Genomic DNA, 17,125 nt, shown 5'->3' with positions numbered 1-17,125 from the left:
TCGACCGCCCGCGGTGCTCAGTGTTGAAGGAGACCCCCGACCGGGATGGGGAGGACGTGGCCGGTTGGGGGGAGCGTCTGCGCGAGTGCCAGTCCGACGTCGACCAGCGACGACCGGCGCAGGTGGGCCACGTCCGGTAGCGGGGTCCAGACCGACTCCGCTGTCTCGCCGTTCGGCTCGGGGCGTGGTGTGCCGCCGACGATGCGGACCTGGTAGAAGATGCCGACGTTCTGGTGCTCCATTCCCAGCCGCGCCTCGGCCGCGGGGATGACCCTCGAGTCAACGCCCAGCAGGCGTTCCACCGAACCCTCGCAGCCGGTCTCCTCGGCGACCTCGCGGATCACCGCGTCGAACGGGTCCTCCGCGTGTTCCACCCTGCCCCCGGGGAGGGTCCAGTTGGTGTCGCCCGTCGGTGACACGTAGCGGGCGAGCAGGACCCGGCCATCGTCAATGCATACGGCGTACGCCGCCAGTCGGAAACTCATCGGCACCTCCGATCGGACCCTACGCGACCACGTGCCCCGGGATCGGAGCGATGCAGGTGCGAGGCAGAAACGGCCGGTTCCGCCGCGAAAGCGAGGCCAAATAGCAATCGCAGGCGGCAGTTGCGGCTGCTACCGTTCGGGTCTGACCGCGTTCAGCGTTGGCCGCAGGTCGTCGTGGAGAAATCGCGATGTACGGCCCTGACAAGAGGAGGACCAGCGCGTGATCAGCCGCTCGATACGCGGAATCGTGGCCGGCCTGGCGGCGACCGTCCTGCTCACAGTCGGTGCGTGCGGCGACGGCGACGAGTCGACCGGGAACGCGTCCACCTCGTCCGCCGTCAGCGGCGACGTCACCGTGTTCGCCGCGGCGTCGTTGACCGAGGCGTTCACTCAGATCGGCAAGGACTTCGAGGCGGCCAACCCGGGCACCAAGGTGACCTTCAGCTTCGCCGGGTCGTCGGCCCTGGCGACGCAGATCGACCAGGGCGCGCCGGCTGACGTCTTCGCGTCCGCGGCGCCGGCCAACATGAAGACGGTCACCGACGCCGGCAACGCCGAGGGGCAGCCGACCACCTTCGCGAAGAACCAGCTCGTGATCGCCGTCGCGAAGGGCAACCCGAAAAGGGTCCAGGGCCTGCCCGACCTCAGCAAGTCCGACGTCAAGGTCGCGCTCTGCGCCGAGCAGGTGCCGTGCGGCGCGGCCGCCACGAAGGCGCTCGCGGCGGCCGGGACCACCGTCACCCCCGTGACGCAGGAGCAGGACGTCAAGGCCGCCCTGTCCAAGGTGACCCTGGGCGAGGTCGACGCGGCGCTGGTCTACCGCACCGACGCCAAGGCCGCCGCCAACGACGTCGACGCGATCGAGTTCCCCGAGTCCGCGCAGGCCGTCAACGACTACCCGATCGTCGTGCTCAAGAACGCGCCCAACAAGGCGGGCGCGCAGGCGTTCGTCGACTTCGTGCTCTCCGACCCAGGGGAGAAGGTTCTGACAGACGCAGGTTTCCAGGCCCCGTAGTGACCAATGTAGACGAAGACCCGGCGCCCCGGTTCCGGCGCCGGGTGGGTCGTACCCCCGCCGTCCTGGTCCTTCCGGCGGTCCTCGCGCTCGCCTTTCTCGTGCTGCCGCTGGCGGGGCTGCTGATCCGGGCGCCGTGGTCGACGTTGCCGCAGCGGCTGACCGACCCGACGGTGCTCACCGCGCTCCGGCTGTCACTGGAGACCGCGACGCTCGCGACCCTGCTCTGCCTGCTGCTCGGCGTGCCCCTCGCCTGGGTGCTGGCCCGCGTCGAGTTCCCCGGCCGGCGGGTGGTGCGCGCGCTGGTCACCGTGCCGCTCGTGCTGCCGCCGGTCGTCGGTGGTCTGGCGCTGCTGCTGGTCTTCGGCCGCCGTGGACTCCTCGGCGAATGGCTCGACCAGGCGTTCGGACTGACGTTCGCGTTCACCACCAAGGGTGTCGTCCTGGCCGAGGCGTTCGTCGCCATGCCGTTCCTCGTCATCGCCGTCGAGGGAGCGCTGCGCGGCGCCGACACCCGCTACGAGGAGGCCGCCGCGACTCTGGGCGCCGGACGGTGGACCACCTTCCGCCGCGTCACACTCCCACTCGTCGCGCCCGGCATCGCCGCCGGGGCGGTGCTGTGCTGGGCCCGCGCGCTCGGCGAGTTCGGTGCCACCATCACGTTCGCGGGCAACTTTCCCGGGCGTACCCAGACGATGCCGTTGGCCGTTTATCTCACCCTCGAACAGGATCTCGACGGCGCGATCGTGCTGAGCCTCATCCTGCTGGTCGTGTCGGTGGCGATCCTCGCCGCGCTCCGGGACAAGTGGATCAGCGCCCCATGACCGAGCCCCTCGTGGACGCCCGCATCGTCGTCGACCGCGGCACCTTCCGGCTCGACATCGACCTGCGCATCGCCGCCGGCGAGGTCGTCGCGCTGCTCGGCCCCAACGGCGCCGGGAAGACCACCGCCCTGCGCGCCCTCGCCGGCCTCGTGCCGTTGACCGACGGGCACATCCGGCTGCGCGACCGCCGGCTCGACGACGCCCGGGCCCGACGATGGGTGCCCGCCGAGCACCGCCCGATCGGCGTCGTCTTCCAGGACTACCTGCTCTTCCCGCACCTGACGGCGCTGGAGAACGTCGCGTTCGGGCCGCGCAGCCACGGCACCGGCCGACGGGAGGCCCGCGTCGTCGCGGCCGCCTGGCTCGACCGGGTCGGCCTCGGCGATCACGTGCGCCGCAAACCGCGTCAGCTCTCCGGCGGCCAGGCGCAACGCGTCGCGCTCGCCCGCGCCCTCGCCGTCGAGCCGGAGCTGCTGCTGCTCGACGAACCGCTCGCGGCGCTGGACGCCCGCACCCGCCTGGACACGCGGGCCGAGCTGCACCGGCACCTCGCGGCCCACCCCGGCGCGACGCTGCTGGTCACCCACGACCCGTTGGACGCGCTGGTGCTCGCGGACCGGCTCGTCATCCTCGAAGGCGGCCGCGTCGTCCAGGAGGGAGACGCCGCCGAGATCACCGCCCAGCCGCGTACGGACTATGTCGCCCGTCTGGTCGGCCTCAACCTCTATCGGGGCCGGGCGGCGGGCGGCAGCGTCGACGTCGCGGGTGGCCTGACCCTGATGACCACCGACTCCGTCGACGGGGACGCGTTCGTGGCCTTCCGGCCCGTCGCTGTCGCCGTCCATCTCGACCAGCCGAGCGGCAGCCCGCGCAACACCTGGCCCGCGACGATCACCGCCATCCAGCGACACGGCGACAACCTGCGCCTGCAGCTCGACGGGCCCATCGCCGCGGCGGCCGACATCACCCCGGCCGCTGCCGCGCAGCTCGAGCTGACGCCGGGCCGACGCGTCTGGGCCGCGGTCAAGGCCACCGAGACCCGCGCGTATCCCGCGGACAGGTGAGGGGTTGGGGTCAGCCGGTGGAGCGGGGACCTTCGGCCACCTCGGCGGCGGCCTGTTCGATGATCTTCCGGGCCCGCTCGTAGTCGGCGGTCCGCAGCACGGCCCGCGACAGACCCCACGTGGGCATGTTGCTGAGCAGCGGCACGACGACGAGCAGCGCGAGGCCGGCGGTGATCGCGACCATGACGAACACCGCATGTCCGGCGCTCGGCGCCACGCTGCCGCCCAGCACGAGCAGGCAGATGACCTCGGCGGCGAGGTTGGCGAGGATGGTCGTCAGCACGGCGACCACGCCCAGCACCCGCAGGACATAGACCGTGCCGACGGAGAGCGAGCGGCCGCCGCCGGCGTCGGCAACGGCGATCGCGTCGAGGAGCGCCTGGCCGCGTACGCCGTTCTGGTGCAGTTCGACGACCTTGCGCGAGAATGCGCTGATGCTGGTGCGCAGCGGTTGGGCCATCTGTTCGTGCGCCCGGACCCGGGCGCGGAACGCGACCACGGCGCCGATGGCCAGGACGGGCACGACCTGCGCGCCGGTCGTGGCCAGGTCGGTGGTCAGCAGCACGAGATCATTATGCGGACCTCGCCGGCGTGCTGGTGACCCGCAGGGCGCAGAGCGCGGCCACCTCGTCCGGGTCGGTCTCGAAGTGGTCGTGGCCGGGCGGGACGCCGACGCCCGCGTAGGACACGTCGCCGCCTCGAAACGTGCCCGCGGGTCGCCGGGGTGCCGCGTGCAGGTCCTCGACGCCGGTCGCGGCGACCACCGGCGCGGCGTTGGCCGCCCGCACGCCACCGCACGCCATGACGGTGACCTGCGTCCGGGTGGCCAGTTCCCTGATGAGCGGCGCGCCGTCGAGTGCGGACCGGCGCCGGCCCGAGGTCAGCACGCGCGTGAAACCCAGGTCCGCCAACCGGTCCAGTGCCTCACGGGAGTCCGCGCTGACGTCGATGGCGCGGTGGAAGGTCGTCTGGAGCCCTTCGGCGGCGTCGACGAACCTGGCGCAGTCGTCCGCGACCGTGCCGTCGCCGGCCAGCGCGCCGACGACGACGCCCGCCGCGCCGAGCCGTCGCGCGGCGGCGATGTCGCGGACGACGAGGTCCACCTCGTCGCGCGAGTAGTGGAAGTCGCCGGGTCGCGGCCGCACGAGGACGTGCACCTCGGCCAACCCGGCGGCGGCCTCGATGAGCGCGGCGCTCGGGGTGAGGCCGCCGTCGGACAGGCCGGCGCACAGCTCGACGCGGGCGGCGCCGGCGCTGGCCGCGACCCGGACGCCGGCGATCGACTCGACACTGATCTCGACGCGCATGGAGTTCCCGTCCTTCGAATCGTCGTGCCGGAAGTGTGCACTTCCGTTGACGCCCGCGGGACGGATGGGGGAAGTTGTCCCGATGCCTGCCGAGTACGCCGAGACCGACCAGTTCCGTGGCGCCCGCATCCACCTGTGCGACCTCGCCGGCCTCGAGATCCGCGACTGCGAGGTCAGCGGCCTGAAGATCGTGGACTGCTACGGGGGTGACGTCTACGTCGGTGGCGGCTTCGAGCGCGTCGTGGTCAACGACGTCGACGTGACCGCCTACGTCGAGGCCGAGCTCGACCGGCTGCACCCCACGCGGGTGCTGGCGCGTGACGCCGCGTCCGCCGCCGACTACCGGGCCGCCTGGGATGCCATCGAGACGCAATGGGCGGCGACGCTCAACCGCGCCCGGCGCCTGCCGGAGGCCAAGCTGCACGAGCGGGTCGACGGCGAGTGGTCGTTCGTCGAGACCCAACGGCACCTGCTGAGGGCCGCCGACGCCTGGCTCGGCAACGCCGTGCTCGAGGAGGACGCGCCCCATCACCCGTTGGGCCTCCCGGCCGGCGGGACGCCGCCCGACGAGGCGGCGAAGCTCGGCCTCACCCTCGCGGCCACCCCGACGCTCGACGAGGTGCTCGCGCCGCGGCGCGCCCGCATGGCCACGATGCGGCGGGTCGTCGACGAGCTCACCGAGACCGAGCTCGACCGGGTGTGCGGTCGCAAGCCGGGAGACGCATATCCGGACCAGGACTACGTCGTGCGCCGCTGCCTCAGGGTCGTGCTCAAGGAGGAGGCCGAGCATCACCGGTACGCGGTACGCGACCTCGCCGTCCTCGAGGCCGGCGCCCGCACCGAATGAACACGGGCGCGTCCATCGCTGTCGCGGTGGACGCGCCCGGTCAGCCTCGCGTCAGGCCGAGGTCGCGGAGCGCCTGGGCAGCACCCAGTCCGGCCGCGGGAAGTGGCAGGTGTAGCCGTTCGGATAGTTGATCAGGTAGTCCTGGTGCTCGGGCTCGGCCTCCCAGAACGGGCCGGCCGGCTCGATCGTGGTGACCGCCTTACCCGGCCACAACCCTGACGCGTCGACATCAGCGATCGTGTCGCGGGCTACCCGCTCCTGCTCGTCGGTGAGCGGGAAGATCGCCGAGCGGTAGCTCGTACCGATGTCGTTGCCCTGCCTGTCGCGGGTCGACGGGTCGTGGATCTGGAAGAAGAACGCCAGGATGTCGCGGTACGTCGTCTGCGTCGGGTCGAAGACGATCTCGACCGCTTCCGCGTGGCCAGGGTGGTTGCGGTAGGTGGCGTGATCGTTGACGCCGCCGGTGTAGCCGACGCGCGTGTCCAACACTCCGGGCTGGCGGCGGATCAGATCCTCCATGCCCCAGAAACACCCGCCGGCCAGTACGGCCGTCTCGGTGCCCGGCTCGCGGGTGATCCGTCCGGTGTCGTTGACTCCGCTGGTCATGATGCGTGCTCCTTTGTGCCGTTCGTGACGTCCGGCTCGAACAGCGAGCGGTACTCCCCGTAACCCTGCTCCTCGAGCTCGGAGACCGGGATGAAGCGCAGCGCCGCCGAGTTCATGCAGTACCGCATGCCGCCCTGGTCGAGCGGGCCGTCGTCGAAAAGATGGCCGAGGTGGCTGTCGGCGCCGGCGGACCGCACCTCGGTCCGAGTCATCCACAGCGACCTGTCGGTCTTCGTGCGGACGACGTCGGCGTCGATCGGCCTGGTGAAGCTGGGCCATCCGGTGCCGCTGTCGTACTTGTCCTTCGACGAGAAGAGCGGCTGGCCGGAGACCACGTCCACGTAGATCCCGGGCTCGTGGTTGTCCCAGTACTCGTTGCGGAACGCGGGCTCGGTCCCGTCCTCCTGAGTGACGTGGAACTGGCTGCCGGTGAGACGGCTGAGCGCCTCCGGAGTCTTGCGGTAGTCGTGTGACACGATCACTCCTCCTCTGCCGCCGCTGGCTGCGGCGTCATCTGCAACAACACCGCGGTCAGTGGTTTTGGTCCCCGGGTCCCTGAGAACTCGCTGTGACCACGGTCTCGGGCGCCGGCTCGGCCACGTCGGACGGGGCCCGCTCGGCGGCTACCGGGACGAGCAGCGCCGCGACGAGCGGGAACGCCGCCACCAGGGCGAAACTCGGTCCGAAGCTGACCGCCCCGATGGCTGCGGCGAGAACCGGCGGCGTGGCGGCCGTCAGGACGTTCTGGCCGGTGGTCTGGATGCCGAGGGCGCGGCCGGCCCAGGCCGATCCGGCGTGTTCGGCGACGGCGGTGAAGGACAACCCGTTGCTGCTCACCGCCACCACACCCAGGAACAGCAGGAGGGGCACGGCCAGACCCGATCCGGCCGCCGCGGCGGCGGCCAGCGCCAGCATGCCCACACCGGTCGTGATCGCGATGATCCGCATCGGCTTCAGCCGGCTGTCGATGCGATCGGACCACCAGCCGGCCGCCAGGCGGCTGACGGCGCCGCAGAGCTGCGCGCCGGCCAGCAGGTGCCCGGCGGCCAGCGGGCTCCAGCCCCGGGCGTCGGTGAGGAACACCAGCGCGAACGTGGTGATCGTGAACTGGGGAATCACGAGGAGCGCGCTGGCGACGTGGATGCGCCACAGGCTGGCGTCGCGGTACGGCGAACCCCCGTCCGGTGCCAGCTCGCCGGTGGTCGGCCGCTCGGCCGGATCGCGTACGCACACGAGGGCCACGGTCGCCGCCGCGAGGAACAGCGCCGCGAGGAACCACAGCGGTGCGGCGGTGCCGCCGGCGGCGAGGGCGGGCAGCGTGGCCGCGGCCAGCGCGAGACCCATCGGCCCCGCGCTCTGCCGGATGCCCATCGCCAGTCCCCGCTCGTGGCGCGCGAACCAGCCGAGGATCAGCCGCCCGCTCGCCAGCACCGAGGCGGTCGCGGCGCCGGCCAACACGAGGCAGAACGCCAGACCGGCCGGGCCGTGCACCCAGTGGGCGGCGACGAGGACCACGCCGGCCGAGCCGAGCCCCGTGGAGAGCACGACCCGCTCGCCCCACCGGTCGGCCGCGGCGCCCCAGGCGATGAGGGTGAGCGTCACGCCGACGGTGGGGCAGGCGACCAGGAAGCCGGTCTGCTCCAGCGAGAGACCTTCGTCGCGGAAGGCGGGGATCAGATAGGCGAGCCCGTATTGGAACGTGCTGCCGGCGACCATCGCCAGCGTCCCCACGGCCAGCATCAACCAGCGCATGCGTGACGTCCGCTCACGGCCGCCCGGGCACCAGGCGGGGTCGGCGGGTCAGGCGCCGGGCCTTGAGGAGCAGGTCGATCAGGCTCACGGCGACGACGACGGCGATCGCGAACTTGACGGTGCTGTCCGCCTCGGCGCTGAGATAGACCGGGCCGGCGAACAGCACCCCGATCAGGGCGGCGCAGGTGAGAAGTCCGAGGGCCACGTCGATGGTGCGGGTGACGGGCCGCCACCGCCCGTGGATCGTCACCGTCAGGTGCTGGGCGAGCTCGGCGACGAGCAGGGCGAGGACGAGCGGGCCCAGGAAGCGTACGAAGTCGGGGTCGAACGTCAGAGCGTGGACCGCCTGCGGCGCGGCGCCGAGGCGCTCCAGCAGCCAGGCCGCGCTGACCAGCACCGCGGCGCCGGCCGTCCAGAAGGCGAACGCGGCGATTCTGCCCGGTCGGTTGACGAAGCCGGCCGTCGACCTGCGGGGCCGCCACACGAAGCGGGTGGGCCAGCGGCGCCGGGCCCAGCCGGCCGCCCCGAACGCCACGACGAGGAAGCCCGGCCACCACAGCGCCGCGATCCCGTAGTCCTGGTACCAGTGGAGCGGGTCGTCGGCGGCGACGGCGCCGAGCAGCCAGATGACCACGACGCCGATGACGCTCAACCGCACGAACCGGCGCGCGTCAGACGGGTCCACGACGGTCGACGGCCGCCCGTAGCGGGCCGCCACGTCGCCCGGGCGGCCGAAGGCCCGCAGCCGCGCCAACGGGTCGTCGCTGTCGGCCAGCTCCTCGCGAAGCAACACCCGCAGCTCGGCGGCGACGTCTTCGCGCTGGTCGCGGGGGAGCAGCCGCGCCACGTCGGCGACGTACGCGTCGATCAGTTCCTCGGTGGTGAGCATCTAGTCGTCGCCTTCCGTCAGTCGTCGTACGGCCTCGTTGAGGTCACTCCACGAGTCGCGCAACCGCTTGTAGAGCTCTTGGCCGGCGGGGCTGAGCCGGTAGTAGCGCCGCGGCTGGCCGTCGGTGCGCCATTCGCTGCTCAGCACGCCCTGGCTCTCCAGCCGCCGCAACAGCGGGTAGAGAGTGCCCTCCTCGATCGGAAGACCTTTGTCGGTCAGCGACTGCCGCAGCTCGTAGCCGTAACGGAACTCGCCCAGCTGGGAGAGCACCGCCAGCGCGACGACGCCACGGCGGAGCTCGAGCTCCAGCTTCTCGCCAACCATGCGGCACACAGTACTGTGTGCCGCACAGTGGCGTCCAGAGGCTCAGCGCGACAGGCCCCGGAAGAACGCCTCGACGCGGCGCTGCCAGGCCGGCATGAAGCGGGCCGGGCGGGCGGCCGAGTGGTTCCGGCCGCGGCGCGGCACGTGTCCGTGCGCCGGGTTGCCCTGATGCCCGACCGGCCACTCGACGTGGGCCCGGATTCCGGGGATGCGGTGCGTCGCCCGGTGCAGCAGGCCGCGGACCTCGTTCGTACTCTCCATCGTCGCCTCCGCTCTATCAGTGATAGGGAGGACTCTAGCACTGATAGAGTACGAGCGGAGGTACGGACTGTGACGTTGGACCGCCAGCGGATCGTCGCCGAGGCCGTCGCGCTGTTGGACGCCGAGGGTCTCGACGGCGTGACGACGCGCAAGCTCGCCGCGCGGCTCGGTGTGCGGTCGCCGACGCTCTACTGGCACCTGCCCAACAAGGCCGCGCTGGTCACCGCGATCGCCGACGCGATCCTCGACCAGGAGTTCGGCGACATGTCACCGCCCGAGCCCGACCAGCGCTGGCAGGACTGGTTGAGCGCGGTCGCCGAACGGCTGCGCCGCGCGCTGCTCGCCCATCCGGACGGCGCCCGGGTCGTCTCCGCCGCCCAGCTCTCCCTGAGGATGACGGCGATCTCCGAGCTCGCGATGAGCACCCTGGTGGCCCGCGGCGTCGCCCTGCGCCAGGCGCGCGTGATCGTCCTGACCGTCGAGCGCTTCACGGTCGGCCACGTGCTCGAAGAACAGGCTGCCCGCCCGGACGCCGCGGCGCTCGAAGACTTCGACCTGGCCGCGTTCTCCGAGCAGCACCCGACCGCGGTGGCCGCCATCGCCGAGTACTTCCGGCCGGGCCGTACCGTCGACGACCTGTTCCGCGACTGCCTCGACGTGGTCATCGCGGGCGCCGAGCTCAAAGCGGCAACCCCGGCCTGACCGGCGGGCTGCGTCGCCGTCGAGTCCCGAAGATCGGTCAATATGCACTATTGCGCTCTCGGGTACGTAGCGCGGCTCAAGAGATCGATACTCTTCCACTCATGAATTCACGCTCAATGAGTGGTTGGGGGCCGTCTTGGCAGTGAGTTCCACGTCCGTCTCTCGTGTGCGGCGCACCGCCCGCGCCGTTCTGGTCACCACGACCGTCGCGATCGTGACGCTCGCGGGCGTCGCGGTGCCGGCTTCGGCCGCGCCCAAGCCGGGGCCCGGCGGTGGCGCCGTCGACGAGCTCCAGGAACGTCAGCGGCCGCTGGTCGACGCCGCCACGCGCATCCGCGCCGTGGTCGACGAGGACCGGTCCGACTTCGCCGGGATCGAGCTCGTCGGCTCGACCGAGCTCCGTCTCTACTGGAAGGGCACGCCGCCCGTCGCGGTGGCCAGGGTCGTCAAGCAGCTGGGGCAGAGCGTCCCGATCAAGGTCGTGCCCGCGGCGTACGCGTTGCGTGAGCTCAAGGCCGAAGCGACCCGGCTCGTCAAGGAGGGCACCGCGTCCGGCGTCGTGCTGGCCGCGCCGCTGGTCGACGGCAGCGGGCTCCGGCTCCGGGTGGACGGGAGCGCCACCACCCGGGCGGCGCAGGCGCTGACCGCGATCCCCACGTCGGTGGAGGTCGGCGACGCGCCGACGTCGACCGGCCGGTGGGCCGACACCGTGCCGTTCTGGGGCGGGTCGACCATCGAGCGACCCGTCAACGCCAACACCGTCGCGCGCTGCACGACCGCGTTCGCGGGCCGGCGCAACAACCAGAACGTGCTGCTCACCGCCGGGCACTGCGGCTCGGTCGGCAACGCCTTCACCACGCCGAGCGGCACCTACTTCCCGCGCATCGCGGTCGGCACCGCCAACTACAAGAAGGCCGACCTCGAGGCGTTGTTCATCCCCGTGTCCGACCACCGCGGCCGGATCTACGACGGCGGGGTCGACCCCACCGGCCAGGGCATCGGCGAGTTCTCCAAGGCGGTCGCCGGCTGGTCGCCGCCCGAGGTGGGTCAGTACGTCTGCCAGTCCGGCAGCTACTCCGGCGTCCGCTGCAGCCTGCGGATCACGCTGAAGTGGGTCACGTACGCCCTCGACGCCGGCACCATCGTCACCAACGGCGTCGAAGCCCAGCGCGACGACAAGGCAAACGCGGTCGGCAAGGGCGACAGCGGCGGCCCCGTCTTCCGGCTGTCCAGCGACCCCAACCGGGTCATCGCGCTTGGCGTGCAGTCGGCCGCGGACCCGAGCAAACCGGCCACCTGCACCGGCATCGCGACCACCTGCTTCTGGCGGCTCTACTTCGCCGACATGACGCAGATCGTCGGCCACACCGGCTTCACCGTCACCGTCGGCTGACGTGACGACGGGGTTCCGGCGGGGCGCCAAGCTCCGCCGGAACCGCGCCAGCTCAGTCGATCCGCACCGAGCCGGAGATCGCCTCGACCAGCCCGGGGTCGGCCGACACGACCTCCACCACGACGTCGCGATCCGGCACGACCGCCATCCAGCGCGTACGCCCGTCCGGCAGCGTCCCTTCGCCGGTGCGCACCGGAACACCGCCGATCTCGCCCGCCGTGGTGGCGGCGCTGCTCGCCGGGTCCGCGGACAGGTCCGACTCGCGCAGCGCCACATAGCTGACCGTCGGCTCTGGGCTCAGCGCGCACGTCGCCACGTCTCCGGGATCGAGCACATAGGTGTCGGCCACCGGCGTGCCGCACTCCAGCCGGTTCTTCGTCCAGGCCTCGGGCACCACCACGGTCACACCGGCCTTGCTGATCTCGCGGCCGGCCGCGGTCAACCGCTCGCCGGAGCCCGACCGGGCCCGCACCCACCAGACCACCGCGACGACGAGCACCACGGCAACGGCCGCGGCACCCCAGACCCAGAAAGCGCGCCTGCTCATCCCACCCAGCCCCGATAGCGACGGATCCTGATTGGACGCTCACCGCACCGTACCGGTTGCCATGACGAAGATGCCGCCGGAGAGCCGCCAGGACCGCGGGGGTCCTGGCGGCGTCCGTACGCGAGATCGTCAGTCCCGGATCGTGATGGTCGCCCTGCGGTAGTTGTTGCCGTGGTTCTTGTCGGGGTCGTAGCCCTTCTCGATGTTGCCGGCGGCGTCGACCGAGAACCAGTGGAACGTCGTCGTCTCGGTCACGTGGAACACCTCGCCGGGCTCGCGGAACTCGGTCGCCTCGTAGCGCGGCGACTGCAACGTGGGCCGGCTGCCGTCCGTCGTGTAGTAGATGGTGGCCGGCTCGCTCGTCTCGAAGCGCACGTCGACCGGGCCGTGGTAACGGCCGCCGCCGGGCACGAGGTCGGACGTCGGCTTCTTCCGGTCGTTGCCCCAGTCCGCGGCGACCCGGAACATCTCCATGATCCCGTTGGCGTACTCCATCGTCTCGGAATGGCCGCTGACCAGCAGCGGGTCGCCGTCCCAGACCGGCTGGAACGAGCCGCCCTGCCAATTGCCGGTGGCCGGGTTGTAGACCGAGCCGCCGACCTCCCAGCCGAACGCGAAGATCCCGTAGGTGTTGTAGAGGTCCTCACGCACGTTGCCGGCCGACGAGTAGAGCACGTCCGACGAGCCGCCGACGTTCTCCGGGGTGACAACCGTTTCGCGGTACGCCTTGACCTGCGACAGGATCCGGCCGGCGGACTGCCAGTAGAACGCCTCGTCGCCCAGCGGCGGCCGCGGCGTGGTGATCCGGCCGTCCGCGATGTAGGCGCCGGGCTGCCAGAACAGCTGGCCGCCGTTGGAGTGCACCGACATCATGAACTTGATGTTCGAGTACTTCTCGACCAGCCAGATGATGTTCTTGGACTCCGGCTCGGACAGCTCCTCGGGACCCTGGTAGGTGCCGCTCGTGCAGCTGAACGACCCGCCGTCGTAGCCGTCGTGACCCGAGCCGACCCGGTAGTTGCGGTTGAGGTCGACGCCCCAGGAGTCGCGGCGACCCGGGTCGGCGTCGGTGTCGGGGCAGTGGTTGGTCATGTTCTTCCGCTGCGAGGCGAAGTTGTAGAAGCTGTAGTTCGCCCCGTCCGGGTTGTTGGACAGGATGAAGAAGACGTCGGTGTCGTTGACGATCTTCTTGGTCTCGCGGTCGGTCCGGTAGTTGTGGACCAGGCGCTCGGCCGCCTCCAGCGAGGTCGTCGCGGGCACCCACTCACGGGCGTGGTCCTGCGCCTGGATCAGCACGCCGGGGTTCCGACCGTCGCGGTGCTTGCCGATCCGCAGCACGGGAATGGTCTTCGGGCCGCGGGGCACCTCGCCCGCCGGCGCGCCGACGCGCTTCTGGTCGAGGAAATCGGTCAGCGCCACCGGGCCGGTCGTCGCGGCCACGACCCCGGTGCCGGTGTTGGCGCGGTACGGGTGGGCCCGGTCGATCAGCCCCTGCGACTGCGCCTCCAGCGCGGCCGACACCTGCGCGGCGGTGCTGGCGAGCGCGCCGGCGCCGTCCTTGGCGAGCAGCACGCGGACGGCCTTGCCGGTCACCTCGACGCCGAGCGGCAGGTCCGCGCCCGGCCGGTCGACGAACTCGACGGTGATGTCGTTGCCACCCTCGTGGCCCCACGCCGCGGAGCTCACGACGACCGCCGACTGCCCGGTGCCGCCGATCGTCGCCTGTGCCTTCCGCTGGTAGCCGTTCGTCCTGTTCGGCAGGTAGATGATCTCGGCGATGTCCGGGTACTGGCGGGCGATCTCCTCGGCACGGGCGTACAGCTGCTGCGGGTGCCGGTAGCCGTCGACGAAGTTGGACCGGTAGCCCGGCCGGTCGGTCAGCGGCGGGGGAGCGTCCTCGAGCCAGTCGGAGACGGCGCCGGTGGTGACGCCGCCGGTCGAGCTGGTGACCCTGATCTTGCTCGGCCGGGTGTCCAGCTTGAACAGGTTCCGGTGGAACATGTACTGGCCGGAGTCGACGAACCGGCTCATGGTGCGGGCGAAGCCGAACGGGGTGCCGCGGCCCGTGTCGTTCTCCAGCTGCATGCCGACGACCGGGGTCTCCCGCTGGCCTTCGGTCGTGCGGGCCTCGACGTAGAGGAAGCCCTGGCCCTTGGTGGTGAACCAGTCGGCGCGGACGACCCGCACGGTCTCCTCGTGGTCGAGCGTCCGCACCGGCGCCCGGAAGGTGGCGGCAAGGCCGCCGTCGGCCTCCTCGGGCCACGCGAAGCCCTCGACGTCGACCTTGACACCCAGCGCCTTCAAGTCAGCGATCTCGTCGACGGTGACCAGGGCCTCGCCCTCGATGCCGTCGGGCACCCGCTTGAGCCCGTGCTCGATGTCGAAGCCGGCGTCGTTGACCTTGCTGAGCATGTCGGCGCCGGTCAGCTCGATACGAACCAGCCGCGGCTCGTCAGTGGACCGTCCGGCGGTGGTGGACGGCGCGGGGTCCGCGCCCGCGGACGGGGTCGCCACGAGCACGCTGCTCGCCACCAGGGCGGGCACCGCGAGAAGTGCGAGCCGCAGTCGTCTGCGTCGCATGCTTCCTCCCTACTCTCTGCGATCGGGAGGTCAGCGTATGTGCATCTATCGTTCCATCGGCTACCAGCAGCGGATCTTGAGTAAGACTTGAGCAGCGCTTCTTCCCGAGCGGCGAGGAAAGGCATACCGTTCGATGGACGGCTCGCGAAGCGCTCGAGGAGGGTCAATGAAGATCCTGATGAGACTGCTGGTGGCGGTGGCCCTGATCCTGGGACTGGCCGGCGCGGCGGGGCCCGCGACCGCGCATCCGCGGTTCAGCGCGCTCGTCTTCTCCAAGACGGCGGCGTTCCGGCACGACTCGATCCCGGCCGGCGTGACGGCGATCCGGCAGCTCGGCGCCGCACACGGCTTCACCGTCGACGCCACGGAGGACGCCGCGGCGTTCACCGACGCCAACCTGGCCCGGTACGACGTCGTCATCTGGCTGTCGACCACCGGTGACGTGCTCGACGACGCGCAGCAGGCGGCCTTCGAGCGCTACATCCGCGCCGGCGGCGGATACGCGGGGATCCACGCCGCCTCCGACACCGAGTACGACTGGCCGTGGTACGGCGGGCTGGTCGCCGCTTACTTCCGTGACCACCCGGGGGCGGTCAACCCGCAGTTCCAGACGGCGACCGTGAAGGTCCTCGGCCGTGGCACCGCGGCCACCCGGGACCTGCCGCGCCGCTGGGTGCGCGAGGAGGAGTGGTACAACTTCCGCACCAACCCGCGGCACACCGTGCGCGTGCTCGCCGAGGTCGACGAGCGCACCTACGACCCACGCGGCTACAGCGTTCCCGGTGGTTCGCCCGGCATGGGCCGCCATCACCCGATCTCCTGGTGCCAGCCCTACGACGGCGGCCGCGCCTTCTACACGGCGATGGGACACAAGGCCGAGTACTACTCCGAACCGCTCTTCCTGTCGCACCTCCTGGGCGGCATCAGGATGGCCGCCGGCGTCGCCCGGTTCGACTGCGGCCGCTGAAGCGCCGACTTGACCTCAACGGCGGTTGAGGTTCGAGGATGGCGGTCATGGAGCGGGTCACGGTGGTCGGCGCCGGAGCCATCGGCAGCGCGCTGACGCGGCGGTTGCTCGCCGGCGGGCACGAGGTCGTGGTGTGGAACCGCACCGCGGGCCGGTTGACCGGCCTGGTGGACGCGGGGGCACGGCCGGCGCCGACCGTCGGCGACGCCGTGTCGTCGAGCCCGTTGACCCTGCTCGCTGTCAAGGACTACGGCGCGGTGCGCGACTGCCTGAGCCAGGTGGGCCCGCAACCGTCGGGTCGGACGATCGTCGCGATGTGCACCGGTACGCCGGCCGAGGCGCGCCAGGCGGCCGAACAGGTCGCGCGGCTGGGCGCGGACTATCTGGACGCCGGTAACCAGGCCTCGCCCGAGGCGGTCGGCGCCGGCCTCGCGACGGTCCTCTACAGCGGCTCACGAAGCGCGTACGAACGGCACCTCCCGACGCTCGAGCAGGTGAGCGCGACCCGGTTCGTCGGAGCGGCCCCGGACGCGGCGGCCGTCTGGGATCTCGCGCTCTTCGGTGTCTGGTACGACGCGCAGCTCGGCCTGCTGCGGGCCCTGGACACGGTGCGGGCGGCCGGCATCGACGTGGCCGAGTTCGCGAAGGGCGCGGCGACCCAGCTCGGCCACGTGGTCGCCGCGGTCGACGGCACGCTCGCCGAGGTGCGGCAGGGCAGCTACCCGCCGGGCCCCGCCGACCTGACCGAGCACCTCATGGTCATCCGCCACCTGGTCGAGCTGCGGACCGGCCGGCCACTCGGCGACGGCGGGCTGCCGGAGGTGGCGGCCAGGCTCGACGCCCTGATCGCGGACGGCCGCGGCGGCGAAGGACTGACCGCGACCGTCGGCTAGCGCGCTCGGCTAGCGTGCGGCGCCGTGGAGGGTCGGGCGGTAGACGAGCTCCTGGATGTGGCCGTCCAGCGTCCGGGACTCGATCAGCTCCAGGTCGAAGTCCGCGGCATTGTGGAAGACGGGGTCGACGCCGGTCTGGCCGGTGATCACCGGGAAGAGCGTGACCTGGACGCGGTCGACCAGCCCGGCGGCCATCAGCGACCGGTTCATCGCGAGACTGCCGTGCGAGCGCAACGGCACGTCGGATTCCGCCTTGAGCCGGGCGACGACGTCGACGGCGTCCCCGCTCGCCACGGTCGCGTCCGGCCAGTCGAGCGGTCCCTCCAGTGTGGACGACACCACCGTCGCCGGCAGGTTGCGCATGCGGGTGACCCAGGGGTCGCGTACCTCCGACTCGGCCGTGCTCGCGGCCAGCATCTCGGCGAACAGCCGGTAGGTCCTGGCCCCGAACACCATCCGCTGGTCCGCGTCGTACAGCGAAAGGCGGTGTTCCAGGAGCTCCGGCCCCTGCTTGCCCCAGTAACCGGTCCAGTCACCACCGGCGGCGCCGAACCCGTCGAGGCTGGAGAAGACGTCAAAGGTGTACGTGGCGCTCATGCTGCTCTCCTTCGGTGCGGCTGCGGGCGACTCGCCCGCGCATTCTCACCCCTGCTACGAACGCCGCGGCCC

At 71.7% G+C, this 17,125-nt stretch carries 20 protein-coding genes; 8 read left to right on the top strand and 12 right to left on the bottom strand.

What is annotated here, in order from left to right:
- Positions 1-17 precede the first annotated feature (17 nt).
- The gene (locus O7635_RS36785) at positions 18-485 is read right to left on the bottom strand and encodes an NUDIX domain-containing protein (protein ID WP_278085095.1); all 468 of its coding nucleotides are present in this window, start codon (positions 483-485) and stop codon (positions 18-20) included.
- Between the two features lie 220 nt (positions 486-705).
- Here O7635_RS36785 and modA point away from each other — a divergent pair, with 220 nt between their 5' ends.
- Genes modA through O7635_RS36770 form a run of 3 tightly spaced genes read left to right on the top strand, consistent with a single transcriptional unit; the run spans position 706 to position 3,388 of the window.
- Positions 706-1,500, top strand: coding sequence for a molybdate ABC transporter substrate-binding protein (gene modA, locus O7635_RS36780; RefSeq protein WP_278085094.1), 795 nt, complete (start codon positions 706-708; stop codon positions 1,498-1,500).
- Positions 1,501-1,544: 44 nt separating this feature from the next.
- On the top strand, positions 1,545-2,324 hold the full coding sequence (locus tag O7635_RS36775) for an ABC transporter permease (RefSeq protein ID WP_278085093.1): 780 nt from the start codon (positions 1,545-1,547) through the stop codon (positions 2,322-2,324).
- On the top strand, positions 2,321-3,388 hold the full coding sequence (locus O7635_RS36770; protein WP_278085092.1) for an ABC transporter ATP-binding protein: 1,068 nt from the start codon (positions 2,321-2,323) through the stop codon (positions 3,386-3,388). The genes O7635_RS36775 and O7635_RS36770 overlap by 4 nt, the downstream gene beginning before the upstream one ends.
- A 10-nt stretch (positions 3,389-3,398) precedes the next feature.
- On the opposite strand, the gene O7635_RS36765 is transcribed toward O7635_RS36770, so the two are convergent.
- Both O7635_RS36765 and O7635_RS36760 read right to left on the bottom strand, forming a co-directional pair.
- Positions 3,399-3,953, bottom strand: a complete 555-nt coding sequence (locus O7635_RS36765; RefSeq protein WP_278085091.1) for a hypothetical protein — start codon at positions 3,951-3,953, stop codon at positions 3,399-3,401.
- 7 nt (positions 3,954-3,960) lie between these two features.
- Complete coding sequence (locus O7635_RS36760; RefSeq protein ID WP_278085090.1) at positions 3,961-4,695, bottom strand: copper homeostasis protein CutC; 735 nt, start codon at positions 4,693-4,695, stop codon at positions 3,961-3,963.
- An 82-nt stretch (positions 4,696-4,777) separates the two neighbouring features.
- Here O7635_RS36760 and O7635_RS36755 point away from each other — a divergent pair, with 82 nt between their 5' ends.
- Positions 4,778-5,542: a DinB family protein gene (locus O7635_RS36755; protein WP_278085089.1), complete on the top strand. Its 765-nt coding sequence runs from the start codon at positions 4,778-4,780 to the stop codon at positions 5,540-5,542.
- Positions 5,543-5,593: 51 nt separating this feature from the next.
- On the opposite strand, the gene msrA is transcribed toward O7635_RS36755, so the two are convergent.
- The 6 genes from msrA to O7635_RS36725 are packed head-to-tail and all read right to left on the bottom strand — an operon-like array spanning position 5,594 to position 9,374.
- Positions 5,594-6,148 carry a peptide-methionine (S)-S-oxide reductase MsrA gene (gene msrA, locus O7635_RS36750; RefSeq protein WP_278085088.1) on the bottom strand — a complete coding sequence of 185 codons (555 nt, stop codon included), beginning with the start codon at positions 6,146-6,148 and terminating at the stop codon, positions 5,594-5,596.
- On the bottom strand, positions 6,145-6,624 hold the full coding sequence (msrB, locus tag O7635_RS36745; protein ID WP_347405327.1) for a peptide-methionine (R)-S-oxide reductase MsrB: 480 nt from the start codon (positions 6,622-6,624) through the stop codon (positions 6,145-6,147). Before msrB ends, msrA begins: the two co-directional genes overlap by 4 nt.
- 55 nt (positions 6,625-6,679) lie before the next feature.
- The gene (locus O7635_RS36740; RefSeq protein ID WP_278085086.1) at positions 6,680-7,900 is read right to left on the bottom strand and encodes an MFS transporter; all 1,221 of its coding nucleotides are present in this window, start codon (positions 7,898-7,900) and stop codon (positions 6,680-6,682) included.
- A 13-nt stretch (positions 7,901-7,913) separates the two neighbouring features.
- A complete protein-coding gene (locus O7635_RS36735) occupies positions 7,914-8,789 on the bottom strand; it encodes a hypothetical protein (protein WP_278085085.1) in 876 nt (291 codons plus the stop codon).
- Positions 8,790-9,113, bottom strand: a complete 324-nt coding sequence (locus tag O7635_RS36730; RefSeq protein ID WP_278085084.1) for a PadR family transcriptional regulator — start codon at positions 9,111-9,113, stop codon at positions 8,790-8,792.
- A gap of 42 nt (positions 9,114-9,155) precedes the next feature.
- On the bottom strand, positions 9,156-9,374 hold the full coding sequence (locus tag O7635_RS36725; RefSeq protein ID WP_278085083.1) for a hypothetical protein: 219 nt from the start codon (positions 9,372-9,374) through the stop codon (positions 9,156-9,158).
- Positions 9,375-9,443: 69 nt separating this feature from the next.
- On the opposite strand from O7635_RS36725, the gene O7635_RS36720 reads away from it, so the two are divergent.
- Both O7635_RS36720 and O7635_RS36715 read left to right on the top strand, forming a co-directional pair.
- A complete protein-coding gene (locus tag O7635_RS36720) occupies positions 9,444-10,076 on the top strand; it encodes a TetR/AcrR family transcriptional regulator C-terminal domain-containing protein (protein ID WP_278085082.1) in 633 nt (210 codons plus the stop codon).
- A 166-nt stretch (positions 10,077-10,242) separates the two neighbouring features.
- Positions 10,243-11,469, top strand: coding sequence for a trypsin-like serine protease (locus O7635_RS36715; RefSeq protein ID WP_278085081.1), 1,227 nt, complete (start codon positions 10,243-10,245; stop codon positions 11,467-11,469).
- 52 nt (positions 11,470-11,521) lie between these two features.
- On the opposite strand, the gene O7635_RS36710 is transcribed toward O7635_RS36715, so the two are convergent.
- Positions 11,522-12,016, bottom strand: a complete 495-nt coding sequence (locus O7635_RS36710) for a hypothetical protein (protein WP_278085080.1) — start codon at positions 12,014-12,016, stop codon at positions 11,522-11,524.
- 129 nt (positions 12,017-12,145) lie between these two features.
- Entirely contained in the window at positions 12,146-14,596 is a 2,451-nt protein-coding gene (locus O7635_RS36705) for a M14 family metallopeptidase (RefSeq protein ID WP_278085079.1), read from the bottom strand.
- Between the two features lie 166 nt (positions 14,597-14,762).
- Between O7635_RS36705 and O7635_RS36700 the strand changes: the two genes are divergently transcribed.
- Together O7635_RS36700 and O7635_RS36695 are read left to right on the top strand one after the other, a co-directional pair.
- Positions 14,763-15,563, top strand: a complete 801-nt coding sequence (locus tag O7635_RS36700) for a ThuA domain-containing protein (protein WP_347405326.1) — start codon at positions 14,763-14,765, stop codon at positions 15,561-15,563.
- A 38-nt stretch (positions 15,564-15,601) separates the two neighbouring features.
- Positions 15,602-16,456: an NAD(P)-binding domain-containing protein gene (locus O7635_RS36695; RefSeq protein WP_278085078.1), complete on the top strand. Its 855-nt coding sequence runs from the start codon at positions 15,602-15,604 to the stop codon at positions 16,454-16,456.
- Positions 16,457-16,465: 9 nt separating this feature from the next.
- Here the strand turns inward: O7635_RS36695 and O7635_RS36690 are convergent, their stop codons facing one another.
- On the bottom strand, positions 16,466-17,053 hold the full coding sequence (locus O7635_RS36690; RefSeq protein ID WP_278085077.1) for a dihydrofolate reductase family protein: 588 nt from the start codon (positions 17,051-17,053) through the stop codon (positions 16,466-16,468).
- Positions 17,054-17,125 lie beyond the last annotated feature (72 nt).

This window comes from Asanoa sp. WMMD1127, assembly GCF_029626225.1.
GTDB lineage: Bacteria > Actinomycetota > Actinomycetes > Mycobacteriales > Micromonosporaceae > Asanoa.
The sequence above is the reverse complement of the archived record's forward strand: the minus strand, read 5'-3'. Positions and strand labels throughout refer to the sequence as shown.